The sequence below is a fragment of the Flavobacterium bernardetii genome (assembly GCF_011305415.1).
Classification (GTDB): Bacteria; Bacteroidota; Bacteroidia; order Flavobacteriales; family Flavobacteriaceae; genus Flavobacterium; species Flavobacterium bernardetii.
In genome coordinates this window covers 607,205-621,357 of the sequence record NZ_JAANOQ010000001.1, presented here as the reverse complement: position 1 = coordinate 621,357, position 14,153 = coordinate 607,205, and the positions used below count along the sequence as shown (strand labels likewise).

20 protein-coding genes are annotated in these 14,153 nt (G+C 28.8%); all 20 read right to left on the bottom strand.

All coding sequences use genetic code 11. From position 1 onward, the window contains the following. Positions 1 to 11: 11 nt before the first annotated feature. The 20 genes from G6N05_RS02890 to G6N05_RS02795 all read right to left on the bottom strand — a co-directional run bounded on the left by G6N05_RS02890 (position 12) and on the right by G6N05_RS02795 (position 13,926). A complete protein-coding gene (locus tag G6N05_RS02890; RefSeq protein ID WP_091306797.1) occupies positions 12 to 197 on the bottom strand; it encodes a CsbD family protein in 186 nt (61 codons plus the stop codon). A 73-nt stretch (positions 198 to 270) separates the two neighbouring features. Beyond that, positions 271 to 792: a hypothetical protein gene (locus G6N05_RS02885; protein WP_166125053.1), complete on the bottom strand. Its 522-nt coding sequence runs from the start codon at positions 790 to 792 to the stop codon at positions 271 to 273. Between the two features lie 97 nt (positions 793 to 889). Then, the gene (locus G6N05_RS02880) at positions 890 to 1,321 is read right to left on the bottom strand and encodes a low affinity iron permease family protein (protein WP_166125052.1); all 432 of its coding nucleotides are present in this window, start codon (positions 1,319 to 1,321) and stop codon (positions 890 to 892) included. Positions 1,322 to 1,323: 2 nt separating this feature from the next. Further along, the gene (locus G6N05_RS02875; protein WP_166125051.1) at positions 1,324 to 1,707 is read right to left on the bottom strand and encodes a hypothetical protein; all 384 of its coding nucleotides are present in this window, start codon (positions 1,705 to 1,707) and stop codon (positions 1,324 to 1,326) included. A gap of 10 nt (positions 1,708 to 1,717) precedes the next feature. Beyond that, entirely contained in the window at positions 1,718 to 1,942 is a 225-nt protein-coding gene (locus G6N05_RS02870) for a hypothetical protein (RefSeq protein WP_166125050.1), read from the bottom strand. A 304-nt stretch (positions 1,943 to 2,246) separates the two neighbouring features. Continuing rightward, the gene (locus G6N05_RS02865; protein WP_166125049.1) at positions 2,247 to 3,116 is read right to left on the bottom strand and encodes an OmpA family protein; all 870 of its coding nucleotides are present in this window, start codon (positions 3,114 to 3,116) and stop codon (positions 2,247 to 2,249) included. 24 nt (positions 3,117 to 3,140) lie between these two features. Further along, a complete protein-coding gene (locus tag G6N05_RS02860; RefSeq protein ID WP_166125048.1) occupies positions 3,141 to 3,884 on the bottom strand; it encodes a PorT family protein in 744 nt (247 codons plus the stop codon). Continuing rightward, positions 3,842 to 3,985 carry a hypothetical protein gene (locus G6N05_RS02855; protein ID WP_166125047.1) on the bottom strand — a complete coding sequence of 48 codons (144 nt, stop codon included), beginning with the start codon at positions 3,983 to 3,985 and terminating at the stop codon, positions 3,842 to 3,844. Before G6N05_RS02855 ends, G6N05_RS02860 begins: the two co-directional genes overlap by 43 nt. A 260-nt stretch (positions 3,986 to 4,245) precedes the next feature. Then, positions 4,246 to 4,812: a hypothetical protein gene (locus G6N05_RS02850; protein WP_166125046.1), complete on the bottom strand. Its 567-nt coding sequence runs from the start codon at positions 4,810 to 4,812 to the stop codon at positions 4,246 to 4,248. Between the two features lie 10 nt (positions 4,813 to 4,822). Continuing rightward, positions 4,823 to 5,971, bottom strand: a complete 1,149-nt coding sequence (locus tag G6N05_RS02845; protein ID WP_166125045.1) for a hypothetical protein — start codon at positions 5,969 to 5,971, stop codon at positions 4,823 to 4,825. 5 nt (positions 5,972 to 5,976) lie between these two features. Next, positions 5,977 to 6,207 (bottom strand): beta propeller repeat protein, encoded by a 231-nt coding sequence (locus G6N05_RS02840; protein WP_166125044.1) that lies wholly within the window; start codon positions 6,205 to 6,207, stop codon positions 5,977 to 5,979. A 70-nt stretch (positions 6,208 to 6,277) separates the two neighbouring features. Further along, positions 6,278 to 6,664, bottom strand: a complete 387-nt coding sequence (locus G6N05_RS02835) for an FtsZ/tubulin family protein (protein ID WP_166125043.1) — start codon at positions 6,662 to 6,664, stop codon at positions 6,278 to 6,280. A gap of 116 nt (positions 6,665 to 6,780) precedes the next feature. After that, positions 6,781 to 7,407, bottom strand: a complete 627-nt coding sequence (locus G6N05_RS02830) for a metallophosphatase domain-containing protein (protein WP_166125042.1) — start codon at positions 7,405 to 7,407, stop codon at positions 6,781 to 6,783. Between the two features lie 19 nt (positions 7,408 to 7,426). After that, positions 7,427 to 9,379 carry a DUF262 domain-containing protein gene (locus G6N05_RS02825; RefSeq protein WP_166125041.1) on the bottom strand — a complete coding sequence of 651 codons (1,953 nt, stop codon included), beginning with the start codon at positions 9,377 to 9,379 and terminating at the stop codon, positions 7,427 to 7,429. A gap of 4 nt (positions 9,380 to 9,383) precedes the next feature. Then, positions 9,384 to 10,712 carry a DUF262 domain-containing protein gene (locus G6N05_RS02820; protein WP_166125040.1) on the bottom strand — a complete coding sequence of 443 codons (1,329 nt, stop codon included), beginning with the start codon at positions 10,710 to 10,712 and terminating at the stop codon, positions 9,384 to 9,386. A gap of 23 nt (positions 10,713 to 10,735) precedes the next feature. Further along, on the bottom strand, positions 10,736 to 11,212 hold the full coding sequence (locus tag G6N05_RS02815; RefSeq protein WP_166125039.1) for a 3'-5' exonuclease: 477 nt from the start codon (positions 11,210 to 11,212) through the stop codon (positions 10,736 to 10,738). Between the two features lies 1 nt (position 11,213). Further along, a complete protein-coding gene (locus G6N05_RS02810) occupies positions 11,214 to 12,110 on the bottom strand; it encodes a helix-turn-helix transcriptional regulator (RefSeq protein WP_166125038.1) in 897 nt (298 codons plus the stop codon). Positions 12,111 to 12,338: 228 nt separating this feature from the next. Further along, on the bottom strand, positions 12,339 to 12,503 hold the full coding sequence (locus G6N05_RS02805; RefSeq protein ID WP_166125037.1) for a hypothetical protein: 165 nt from the start codon (positions 12,501 to 12,503) through the stop codon (positions 12,339 to 12,341). Positions 12,504 to 12,516: 13 nt separating this feature from the next. Then, complete coding sequence (locus tag G6N05_RS02800) at positions 12,517 to 13,260, bottom strand: DUF3307 domain-containing protein (RefSeq protein WP_166125036.1); 744 nt, start codon at positions 13,258 to 13,260, stop codon at positions 12,517 to 12,519. A gap of 6 nt (positions 13,261 to 13,266) precedes the next feature. Next, the gene (locus G6N05_RS02795; protein WP_166125035.1) at positions 13,267 to 13,926 is read right to left on the bottom strand and encodes a hypothetical protein; all 660 of its coding nucleotides are present in this window, start codon (positions 13,924 to 13,926) and stop codon (positions 13,267 to 13,269) included. Positions 13,927 to 14,153: the final 227 nt, after the last annotated feature.

Sequence of the window (14,153 nt, the reverse complement as noted above, 5' to 3'; positions counted from 1 at the left end):
GTATTTAAATGTTATAATTTTTCAATTAGTTTTTGCAACTCTTCTTTAGACTTACCTAAAGTAATTTGAAGCTTTCCTAACATTTCATCTTTTTTACCTTCAACAAATAACAAATCGTTATCTGTTAACTTTGCAAATTTTTGTTTGAGTTTCCCTTTTTGTACTTCCCAATCTCCTTTTAATTCTGTAGTATTCATATTTTTAAGTTTTATATTAAGAATTAATTTTCTTAATTTCACAAAGCGTAATCAGTTTTAATTTTGTAGAATGTTAGAAAAGAAATCTGACACCCAAAGCAACGTCTGGTCCGAAACTATTTTCTCTAAATTTATCCGAATTGAAATATATTTCCGGTCTAAAATCTAATGATAATTGTAATGGAAAGTCAAAATTATATTCGATACCAATATCTCCTGCAACTAAAGCAAAAGCACCACTATCATCTACACCATCATAATAAAAATTACCATTGTTATTATAATATCTATTGTCATAGCTCCAAGTTCCAGCTCCAGCACCAACACCTGCGTACCAGTTGAATCCACCATCAATGTTCCAAACCCATTGGTATAAACCCACTAATTTAATAGCATCCACATTATTACTGTTTCTCCAACCTAAATCAAATTCTAACCTATTGTTTTTAGCTAATTTTCTTTGATAAGAAAGTTCTCCTCCAAATCCGTCATTATCACCTAAACGCAAACCCAATGCATTTTTTGAAGTATTTTGTGCTTGTGCGCTAAATGATAATCCGATTATCAAACTAGCTACTAAAATGATTTTTTTCATAAGTAAAGTATATTGTTATTTTATTAATGTAAAGGTGCGGTTTAAACCACTTATTCTTGTTACAGAATTAGATACAAAACTTATATTATTCCTAGTTTTAAATTTGATTATCTGTATTGGCTTCATTCATTTTGTTGGTTAATTCTTCTATTATTTCTTCCGTTACTTCATCAGTTTCAATATATTCCTTAGATAATTCAATTATTTCATGCTCGGTTTTTTTATGTGTATCTATTACCGAATTATTTGCCGTTTCATGTGAGGAAATCAATTCATTTACTTTCAAATGCAATAATGCCGAATATTTATTAAATGATTTTTGAATAATGAATAAACTTAAGAAAGTTGTCCCGAAGATGAAATCCCCTATATTTTGATGCAAATTTGTTGAATTTAACAAGGTGTTAATCCACCAAAATAACACCAAACAGCAAGCTAAAATAAAAGTTATAGAGTTCCCCAAAACTTTTGTGGCTAATGCTACTAGTGCTTCGAAATTTTTTTCCAGGCTGAAATAAATATCTTTCATTTTTAATGGATATAAAAACAATCATTTACAAATGCTGTTTGTTCATTATCTGAAAGTTTATCTGTATTTTTAATGATAATTTCCACATCAGAAAACTTAACATCTGCTTGCAAAATATTTGCAAATTCTGTTTTTGCATTGGTTGAACCAAATAACAAAACGTTTTTATAATCTAGTAATTCATCTTTAAGTTTTAGATAAAATTTTAGTTGAAAATCTTGCTCTTTATTGTGCATATGACTTTCACCTTTTTGCAAAATTCTTTCTTTTTCAAAATGATTGAACTCTGATTTTATTGTTTTTATAAACGTAGCGGTATTGGTATACTCAATTATGTTTGCCATAAAATGATCCATATAAACCGCTATTTTTTTAACTGTATCCATGGTATGAATTTTAAAATTTATTGATAAAGCCATTATGATTTGGCGCGTATTTTCTAAGTAAATCTTCTAAAGAATCATAATAATCTTGAAGAATTTTAATGTTGATTTCAGGATTTTTCTTATCTGGAATTGTTTGAGGCATTTCACCAAGAAATTTCATTAATTCAGGAAATTCATTGCGAATTGTCATAGTCATTTTCACAATATTTTCATTAAGTTCGGCTTCTGTTTTCATAACTATTAAAAAATTAAAAAAGGAGAAAGTCGAAAAGCTAAATACCTATGTTTAAAAACTCATTTGTCAAGATAACACACAGTTGATTTTTGAAAACAACCTGTATTATTAAACAGTTTTGTTTCCTTTTTAGACATTGAAAACTTTAAGACTATCTCTTTTTTATATACTCAAATTTAGCTAGATTGTGAAAAAAGATTGTTATAGAATCTGAGTGAAATGTTTCATAATTCATAGATTATATAAAACAAAAAAGAACAGTTTTTACAACTGTTCTTTTTAATTTGTAATGTAATGAAATTAATTATTGCGCTGGAAGTATATCAATTACAACAGTTCTGTTATAAAAACGTTCTTCTGGATATTTATTTTCAAACGGTGCTTTACTTTCGTCTTCTCCACTACCATAAACTTCAAATTTCACATCATTTCTACCCGATTTAGCTAAACTTTTTTCAATGATACTTTTCACATCATTCGCTCTGGCTAAAGATAAATTTTTGCTATAACTTTCTTCACCAATAATATCTGTATATCCTTTGATGAGTACTGTTCCACCAATTGGAATTTTTGGAGTCACAATTTCAGTTAAATATTTATCATAAATTGCAATTGATTTTGATTCATTGAATTCATAAATCACACTAAATCTGATACTTTCTTGCACTTTTGGCGCTACATAAGGTAAAATATAAACTGTTGCATCTTTTACTACTGTTTTACCAGTTAAAGTTGTTCCGGTCATTTTTACATTAAAGTTACCTTGTTTTTGATTTTGCAAGATTAATTTTCTAGAAATAATCACTTTATCTTCAATATATGGTCCGAATTTTTTCACTTTACCATTATCATCTTTCAATTCTAAAAACCAAGTTGAAAAAACTTCTTTTGAACCAGCCACATTAATAACAATATCATCTGGATTTGAATTTTGTGGAGTTGTATAAATTTCGATAGGTTTCAACGGTGCATCACCACTTTGAAATTCCATTAACAATTCTGGTGAATTACTTTCAATAGTAACTCTTTGATCTCCTTCACGAAGTAAAAGTAACTCATTAGTTCCTCCAGGTTGTTCTGAAGCTACAACAGGTTTTGTTCTTCCTACAACAGCAATTCTAGAAGTATTAGTACCAAAAACCGTAGTTAAATAATCTTTTACACTTTGAGCCATTGCACGACCGTCATCTGGTCCTTTCTAAGAAGAACCTACTAATTTAATAGTTGATGAAGGATTTTTTTGCATTCTATCACCTAAGATATTAATTACATTATAGTATACTACCATTTGTCTTTCTGAACGACCAGAAACTTTATTTGGAGTAGAAAATTGAACTTGATCTTCTTTAAAATCTTTAACTTGATCCTTGTTTAAAAGTACATAACGACTAGGGATTTCAGTTGAACCTACATTAAAAAAGATATAATTTCTTAATGGAAATACTTCTCTAACTCTATTTTCTACCAACACATTTTCTGGTTGATTAACGGAAAACTGAACTTCACCATCAATAATATTTGCATTTTCAATAGCTTTACCTCTACCTAATTTCAAGGCTACTCCTGCTCTAACGGTTGTTAAATTCCAAGTTTCATTAGCTCTTGGATTTTGTCCGAAATAAGGTTGAAAAGTAACGAAAGGAGAAAGAACAAACTTAGTTTTTCTGTTAGCTGACGATAATGGAATGTCGTAACCCATACCAATTTGCATGGATAAAATGGTTTTTTCCACTTCACTAAAATCACCCGTGACATCTGGATTTGGAGTTTGTGCTGGAAAATTAGGATTAATTCCTTGTTCGTACACAAATGATTTATCTAAATTGAAAGCCAATCTTGGTCCACCATATAAATAAAAGTTAGATTTAAATGGAGCCAATCTAATACTTGGTTCGATAGTCAAATACTGGCTTGAGAATTTTGTTCTATACCTTTTATCCATTTGGCAAAATATTTGTTTTCAAATTCGTCTTCTACAACAGCTGTTATTGAATAACCTCTTGCTTCTTTTTTTCGGCAAATTTGGTATTTTTCTAGAATCATATACTAGTTTAGATTTTTTATTTTTTTATCGAAGTTGCTATAACTTTAATAGAGGTCCAAAATATTAATTTTTTTTGTAAGAAAAGCTTTTTTTTTATGAATAATATAGATTGACATACCTACTAATTTTATCATAGAAAAGAAATTAGTAAAATAAAACAAATGGCGGCAGCTACTATAGGAATAATTGACAAAAGAGTTTTTTTGTACAGGTGAATGAGGTAATTAAAATAGGGGCTGAAATTATTAATTTATCATTATTAAATTTCAAAACAATTTTGAAACGTGAGTAACGAGTCTTTCTTCTTACAAACTAAAACTTGATTTTTATAGATCAGCTTTTCCAAAATAGTCTGTTCGTTCGTTTGGAGTAACTGGAATTCTAAATCATCAATACTAAAATTATCCGTATAAATTTCGAAACTTCCAATTAAACCTATTTCTTTTTGTTCAATATAAATACCCTTTTCTAATTGGAGATTTGTCTTTTGAATTATTGTTTTATATAAAGGAAAAAGTAATAATTCTTCCTTTAAATCATTGATTTTTAATTTTTGTACCTTCTTGTTCTTATACCATATTTCTATTTGATTTTTTGGCGAATTAATAAGTCCTTCAAAACAATTCCCTTGTAAATCGTCTATGGATTGGATTGTTTTATTATTAAGGTAATGGTAGAAGAAAGGATCAATAAGCACTTTATTTAAAGGCTGTTTCATTTTTGTAGCCACTTCATCAAAAGTATGTAAAAGCGCATCGAAAAATACTACTTGTTTTAGTTTCCAGGCTTCTCCTAAAAGGTTTATTTTGAGTTTATTTTCTAACAATGATTTGTATTTAAATTTTCAGTTTTTCCTTAAGTTCTAACAGCAATTCGTCATAATTATCTGTTTCTGCAATTCTTGAAAACAACCATGATAATATTTGTATTTCTCGCTCCCATTTCTCACAAAAACCACGTAAGATTAATTTGAATTTTTCAAACTCGAATAAGCGCTCAAACGCATAACGACCACAATCTACTTCAATATCTTCGTAGTTTGAATACTGTGAAAAATGTTCCGTTGCTTCGATACTTCCATCATTAAAAACAGGAGAATCTCCACAAAAATCATTAATAGATTTATCATTAACAATACCATTATGATACCCAAAAGCAAAAAGCTTTTCTAAAATCCAGAATCGTTGCGTTAATTGGGCGTTGTTTATATTATACTCTTGAATGGGAATTCTCCCTTTTAAATAATCTAAAAAAACATCTCTTATTTTAATGCCTAAATTTTCCATCTTTTCAACAACCTCTTCATTTTGAATTGCAGCATTCTTTTCAATAAAACTACTCAGCATTAGATAATTCGATAATTCAATTTTACCATAATCGTCTTCTATTATAGCTACGTCAATTTTTGTTTGATTATGTCTTTTAAAATAAGGTTCGGGTTCAATTATACCATCACGCCATCTATTTCCAGAATCTGCAAAATAAATTATTCTACACTTTCCAAAACGTTCATAGTTTTTAATAGCATTCAAGTCTTCAAAAAAAGAATCTCCCAAATAACTTTTATAAGAAATCTGTTTCCTATTATGTTTCAATTTATCGGCATAACAATACTCTTTATAATTCTTGTATTCCCACTTAGGCAATTTGTAGAGGTTAAATGTGCTATCATATTCAAAATCTGAGAATTCGTTAAGATAAATAAAGGAAGCCACATCACAAATAGAGACTTCTTCAAATAAAAAATCATATTGATTCTTCACAAAATTAGAGGCATCATTTGGCAAACCTTTCCATTTTGTAAGAAGTACTGCTTCTTGTTGGTTTTCTAAATCTTGAAAAAAGAAAAATAAACTTTCCCTATCCATTTCAGTAAAAAACTGACCATAATGTAAGTCTTCAGGTTGCTGATTAGGAGTTTTAACATGTTCCCATTTTCCAATTTCTTCATCAAAAACCTCCAAAAAGCAGTAATAAACTATCATATCAATTAACTTCTTTTATGCCAAGATCTTCCTTTATTATTTGAATAGTACAACCCTTTTGATGTTGTAACGAGTAATTCTTTTCCATTGTGAATTAAATCTTGCATTGTTCCCATCATGGAAGATGCACTGCTTCTGTTATGCCAGCTTCTACCATTATTGTTTGAATATTCAATACAGTTTTTTGAAGTGTTGATGCGAATTAACTCTTCTTCTAATTGGATCATTTGTCCCATAATTTTATGTTTTTAATTGTTATAAGACAAAATTACCTAGAGCATCAGACAAAGTATGACAGTTTGAAAATTAGGAATTAGGAATCTCTGATAAATTAATTTTACTTTTAAAACCAGTGGCGATTATGGTAATTCCAATAGCATTTTCTAGGTTTTTATCTTCCGAAACATTTAAAATTATATTTGGTTGATTGGTTGATTCTTGTTGGATATAATCACTTATTTCACTTATTTCATCTAAAGTTATTTCTTCCAAACCAATACTGATTAACACTACTATATGTTCACTATTTGTAATTGTAGCGCCTTTGTGTAAAGGGGAAAGCAATGCCTTTTTTATAGCTTTTTCAGCTCTGTTATTTCCTGATGCAACTGATGAACCAATGAAAATGTTATCATTATTACTTATTATATTTTTAAAATCTATAAGTAGTGTTTCTGAAAGAATAAGTCCCATAATTTTGTTTTTAAGTTAATATCACACAAAATTACTTGGAGGGTCAGACAATAGCTGTCAGTGTAAATTTTTCATAAAAAAAAACGACACTTAAAAAAGTGCCGTTAAGATAATATTTAAAGCTCGAAAGTTATTGGCGGATTCGTTAAACCATACTTTTCATCAAGTACAGAAGCATTTATAAACTTTGTTTTCGATGAAGTGGTTTGTCCATAACCTTCGTGTATGTGTCCACATATATGAACTTTTGGTTGTATACTTTCAATAATATGTAATAAATCTTCACATCCAACATTTTCTCCACGTGTGGTTTTATCTAGTTTCCCAAATGCGGGTCCGTGAGTAATCAGTATGTCAGTGTCAATTGGAATTAATTGCCAATGATGCGAAATTTGTGCTCCGCGAGGTCTATTAAAAGCCCAATCATAAAACCAAGGAGTAATTGGAGAACCCCAGATTTTAATATTTTCAACTTCTATTCCACTGTCACATAAATAAATAATGTTTTCTGGAATAATCTTTTGAATGTCATTTTCTGAAGTTTTCTCAAAAAAGAAATCGTGGTTACCAGCAATGAAAATTTTGTATTTGAAATCTAAGTCTTTAAACCAATTCAGAAAATCTATGATTTCACTTTCTTTACCACGTTGACTTATATCACCCGCATGAATGATGACATCACCTTTTGGTAAGGTCAAGTTTTTATGTTGTCCGTGTGTGTCAGAAATGATTACGAATTTCATAGGGTGAAATTATTTGTATTTAATTTTTGTAATGTTCATTTAGTATTAAAATCATTTCTTCTTGATGTTGTTTAATTTGTTCGGTATTCCAATTAATACAATTAAAAATTTTAGCAGTTTTTAAAGAATCATAATATTCCTTTGCTTTAAATCTATCTTTTTTTACAATAAAACTATGATTACTATATTCTGAATTTTGTCCAACTGATAATAAAGCTAAATTGCCAATAGAATTTAACCAATCAATATCATCACCTAAATCATTAAGACTTATTTTGTATTCTTGATTTTGCGGAAAAACATGTTCAATAGAATTTTTTGAAGTAATTCGATATTTTTTATACTTAAGGTCATTTTTATCCCAATTTTTCCAAAGTAAATATTCTAATTTATAAAACCAATAATGATCAAAACTAGTGCCTCTACTTATTTTTAAATCTGAAGCTATTTTTTCAAAATTTGGCATCAAAAATTGATTATTTAAAATATTCCAAGTCATTTCTTTTTTGTTACCTGGAATCATAATATTGTCTATTTTTTCTAATTCTTTTAAAATAGAAACATCTGTTACTGTATGATTTTCAATTAAAAAACTTAAAAAAGGTGTTAACCAAAATTGAGTAGGCATATTATTAAAATACAAAACCGATTGTAACATTTGAATGCTTGAAAATTCTTTTTCGCTTCTTGAAAAATATGATTTATCGTTATTTTTAGAAGTATTGATATATGATAAAAGTAGTTTTTCATCTTCATCTGTACTTTCATCTTCGTCTTTTAACCATTTTACAATGTGTTTGTCAAAATTGTATCTGATTTGCCAGAGTAATTCAAAGAAATCTTTAACATTTTTACTGGTTACTTCTTCATTTTCATTTTTAAAAACTTGCTTCTCGTGGTCAAAAATTTCTAATAATTTCTTACTATCCATAGAAATAATATCATTATTTGAATGAATTTGTTTTTTGAAAATTCGCAAAGCGTGTAACAAAAACAAATTAAATGTGATAATAGAACGACATTCGGTATTACTATCAGATTTGTTTTTTGTTTTTATTTCTACGCTTGTATCAAATTCTATTATTTCTGAAATAGTAATAGCTTTTTCAATATTTAATTCTTCGAAATCCGAATTGTAATTGAATTTTTCTGCATTATATTTTTTAAAATCAATTTCAGTCACTTTGCTGGTGTCATATGGAAATGAAATTTTAACATTACTTTCAAAATAATTATTCATGTTTTCGCAAGCTTCCCAAATTTTTGCATAAATAATTCTTTTATCTTTTTCGATTATTTTATCTAATAGTCTAGCTTTAAGAATATCTGATTGTTGCAATTGTATACCGCTAGTTCCAAGTGCAACAAACAAGGCGTTTAAATCAGTATTATCGGGTGCTTCATTAAAAACAAACATCACTTTTTCATAGATATAATCTCCAAAAGCTTCCAAGTTTATTTTATTTTGGCTTGCTGTACTTGAATTTAAAATCCCTTTAATTGTCTCAATACCAGCAGCAATGTTTTTTAAAAATTCAAGCTTTTCAACATTTTCAAATCTTCTATGTGCTGAACCATCTAATTGCCCTTTTAGATATTCGTAAACTTCTTTTCTAATATCAAAATCAAAGCGAATGTCCTTGTTTTTTTCAATTCTTAAGTATTCGGTTAATTTCGTTTTAACATTTAATAATTCAAAACATAAAGAAATTAGCCAAAATGTTGTAAAACGTTGTTGTCCATCTATTACTTCATATTGATTGGGTTTGTTTTCATTATTTGATTTTATGGCATAAGTATTTCCTACGAAATATTCAGTTGTGTTAACTTCAAAATTATGTTTTAAATCTTCTAATAATTTTTTTATTTCTGTATCATCCCAAACATAAGGACGTTGATAAACAGGTATTAAAAATTCAAAGTTTTTTTCTACTATTGATTGTATATTGATTGTATTTGTTATAAAGTTCATCCAGTTATTTTTTTAGATAGTTTTTGATAGCGATTATTAAATCTTGGTCGTATTTTTCTTTTGAAATGGTTGTTTCAGCATTATTTTTAAAAAACAAATGGATTCTTTCGTGAAAGCGTTGTTTTACTCCTGAAATTTCTTTAGTACTTATTTTCACTTCATAGGTTTTTAAGAAAATCAATATTTCTTCATAAGTATAAGCATTAAGTATCCGTTCAAAAATTAAGGTTTCTGTTATGTAATTTCTAACGGTTGATTCATAAACTCTAGAAAGGTCATTTAATCGTAAACTATAAATAAAGCGAAAAAGATAAAGCGAAAATTCTAATACATTTTTCCTACCAAATCTGTCCACAAAGCACAGTAAAGCGAGTTGATAAAAATATCTTAAATCGACTGTCCCATCAATAATATCTATAATTTTTTTATTGAAATATGAATATTTATTTTTAATTACTTCATCTGATTCAAACAAAAAATTATAATCATCAGTAAAATTCAACAAGTAATTTATATAATTAACACCTTGATTTAAAGGTTGTCTAATAGCGTATTTATCTGCGGTTATTGTATGTGTATTTTCTTCAATCTCTACAAAAGAATAACCAATATCTCTATTGCTTTTTTTAGTTTTATCAGCAAAATCATCAGTTAAAACGTTTTTCCATTTGTTATCATCTGTAAACTTATCTGGAACAAATTTAGATTTATTTAAATAATCCATTCGTCTAATTTTACTCAACATTCTGTTTACCGTTTCGAGGTTTTTTTGTTTCTTTTCCCATTTTAAAGCATATGAATTTCTTTCATCATTTTCAGAAATACTTCTTAAATGATGTGCTTTTAAAATATCGGTCCCACCCAATCTTTTTCCGCCTGTATTTAAGGTTTCAAAAAAATTGTATGCCATATCTTCACTTTCTGTTATTACAATTGTTACATTTATTTTATCAAAATCTATTAAATTTAACTCTTCTTTTTTACTTTTAAAAGAGATATAATTTTCTTTAATATGATTTAAAGTTATTGGGTGATTGTATGTAATATTATATTTTGAATTTACATTATTTACAATACTCAAAATTTGCATTGTGGTTATGCGTTGTTGGCCGTCAATAATATTGTATTTTTCACCATCGTAATGCAGTACAATACTTCCTAAATAAAAATTTGGCTTATTATCAATTCTGTTTTTATGTTCTGAAAATTGAAATAATAATTTATTTATTTCTCTTTCTGTCCACACATATGGTCTTTGGTATTCTGGAATAGCTAATTGATAATTACTTAACAAATTTTCTAGTGTTATGCTATCTACTTTAACTGCGTTCATAATTAATATTTTATAATTATTTTTTATCTATTATTTAAAAATCTCAAATACAACTCCGCGCAAGCCCTAGCATCGCTCAATGCATCATGATGATTTAGCGGAATGTTATGTTCTTGACACAAATTAGCCAAATTTGATTTATATATTTTATACGTGCAAAATTTAGTATACTCTGGCGTGGACATATTATAATATTCCAATGTCTTACTTAAAACTGGAAAATCAAAACCAAAACCATTATGAGCAATTACATTTTGGTTTTTAATATAGGGTTCTATCAGATGCCAAACTTGATTGAAAGTTGGAGATTGACGCGTATCTTTTGCTGAAATACCGTGAATAGTTGTAAAATTGGACCAATAATAATTATCAGGCGGTTGTACTAAAATATCTAGTTCTTTAGTAATAATGCCATTTTCAACTCTAACAAGTCCAACTTGACAGATACTCCAACGGTAGCCTTGAGCAGTTTCGAAATCTATGGCTGTAAAAGTATTCATCTTATTTATATAGTTTTATCATATTTGCTACTCTGTCTTTGATGGTATTGCGTAATACTTCTGGCTCGATAACTTTTACTTCCGCACCAAATCGCATTAACTCCATAGTAAAATCGTTGGTAGGATGAAGTAACAATTGAATTACCAATTTTTCTTGCGTATCAGTTATAATTTTTTGCGAACTATGCAAAGGGAATGATTTGATATAGTTTCCTTGTTGCCAAGAAAATTCCAATACCATCTTTTGTTCTGGAGCATAGGTTTCAACTCCAAAAGCATGTTTGTAGGCTTTTTCAACATCGAAAACAACGGGTTTAAACTTGGTATCTGAAATTCTTAAATCTGAAATTCTATCGAAACCAAAATTCTTGATACTACCATCTTTGTTATCTTGCGCAATTAAATACCAACGATGTTGAGATTCTTTTATTGCAATTGGTTTTACTGTTCTTTGGGTAATTTCCATGTCCCAAAATTTGGTATGCGTAAATGTGATTTGAAAATTGTTTTGAATCGCGTATAAAATCCCACTTATTAAGTTGGTTCCAGATGCTTTTCGACTTTCCAAATAAATGCTTGTACTAATTTTATCTCCTTCCTTAAGCGCTTGATGGATAGAAAAAGCTTCTACCATTCTGGATACGGAAGGATCTTCTATTTCCTCATCGATATAATAGACTTTGTCTTTTCGGTTATATTGAATCAATATTCCGAACAAATCGAAAATGTCTTTTTTATCTCTATCGAAAGTACGAATAGAAAACTCGAACTTATCATCTAAATCGTCATTTTCTAATCTTTGCATCACATATTTATGCAACTCCGAAAAGTCACTTGGCACCGTTTTTAATCGGTCAATGATGTATAAATAGCGTTTATAAAATCCAACTTTTGCCATACAAAATTATTTATATTTTGCTAAAGTAGTATTTTACTCCGACAAAATGAGGCAGATAAAACCAAAGCTAATAAAAGATTATTTCTTTTTTTAAATTACACATGGGTTCAACTAAAAGCGTATTGGCTGAAACCAAAGTCTGCAATATTTTTTGTTTTTAGGTGGTCCAGTCCAACGTTAAAGCCCCTATTATTACTTCCAAACGGTCACTTAACAACATAACTTGTACTATTCCATTATTTGTATAATCTCTTTGGTAATGGCATTTACAATGGCTTCCGATACAATTTCTTTTGAGATTTCATATTTTCCAGGAAATTCAATTTTTTCTGCTCGAATTCCTACGGAATAATACAATTTTGACAATACGAAATCTACTGCTTGGTCTACCAATTAAAATGCACTATCAACTCTTCAACAAACTTCTGCAAGCCAATCCAACCACTACCGCTATAAAAAAACTTAATAAAGTACCTACCAATACATATTCCGTCTTTTTTCTACCTTCATCATCAGCGTCTTTGCTTATTCTTAAAATAGATTTACTTGCCAACAAAAAGCCTATTGCTTCGTACTGACTTAACAGTATAAAAAGCAAAACCAAAAGTCTTTCCGAATACCCTATATATTTACCAGCATTTTTAAGACTGTTGTCCTTTTTTATTTTTTTTCTGAAAGTGTCTGTTACTTTTCCTATTAGTATTCCTGTAGGTGATAATAAGGCCAAAATTGCTGTTACAATAAATAAATTTCTCTTTATCAGTACAACTTCTTTCAACCACAACAGGAAATTATCATAAGTAAATTGAAAAATCACCCATATCACTAACAGTACACCAATGTGTAATAATTGGTCAATTAAAAATAAATCCCTTTTTTTTCTGCTCTTTTTTTCAGTAAGTTTTCCTTCTTGTTTTATTTTCCAGTAATCAATTATCCCATGTGTAATACCTATGAGTAAAGCGGCTCTCCATTGAAACCATTCTCCAATTAATAACACAAGCGGAATAACAAACGCTACACACACATGCAACCAAAAGAATTTTGATGTGTGTTTATTTTCATTTTTATCTTCCACCCATTTTGTCGGTTGAAAAAAATAATCTGTCAACAAATGAGCCAACAGCAATTTTATAGCCAGTACTTCCATAAGCAGTTATAATTCTCTTCCTATTAATATCTCATAGCGTTCTAGCAAAGCCTCTATACCATACCATCCTGCTCTTTTTTTCCTCTGATTTACTGCTGATTGCGATATATTTAGTTTAAAAGCTATCTCTTTTTCTGTCATTCCCATTAATAAACAATACATCAATTCTGCCGAAGTGATATTCCAACTTAGCAGTATTTCATCAAGCAGTTTAAAAGCAACATTCAATTCTTCATCAAGCGCAATGGTATCACTTTTTAAAGTAAATATTGTTTTCTCTCTTTTCATTTCGTCAAGTGTTCTTCCTGAATGACTATAAGCCCTTCCCATTGACTCGTCAACTAATGATCTTTTATTCGTAATATTACCAAGTCCAATAGCCATTCGTATGTCTATTATTGGTCTTTTTCTTTTATAAGAATCCGTTTCAAAAGTAATTTGAGTAACTGCTGCTTTTAATAACAACCCTATTTTTAAAGCCTCTTTCGGATTTTTTATTTCTACTTGTACCGCATCACCTCGATATATCTTAAAATTATTTTCAAGATTATCTCGCACACCCTCTATGCTTTCAAATAGTTTTTTTATTTCTATTAATACAACATTTTGTTGCTCCTCACCGAGCTTTGTATAGCCAATAATATCTGCACTTATAACCGCTTCCATACTCTTTTTTTTATTCGTTAGCAATTGCTGAGGTAATTATAACCTATTAGCCTCACGACTTATTTTTAACAAATATAAGTCTTAAAACTTATATTTTATAATTATAAGCCTTAAAACTTATAAAAACACATTATAAGCCTCAAGACTTATAATACAAATACTATACTTTTACTCCACCTTTAACCTCATCATACGCTAACTAAAAACTAGCTCAACAACCAAAACCG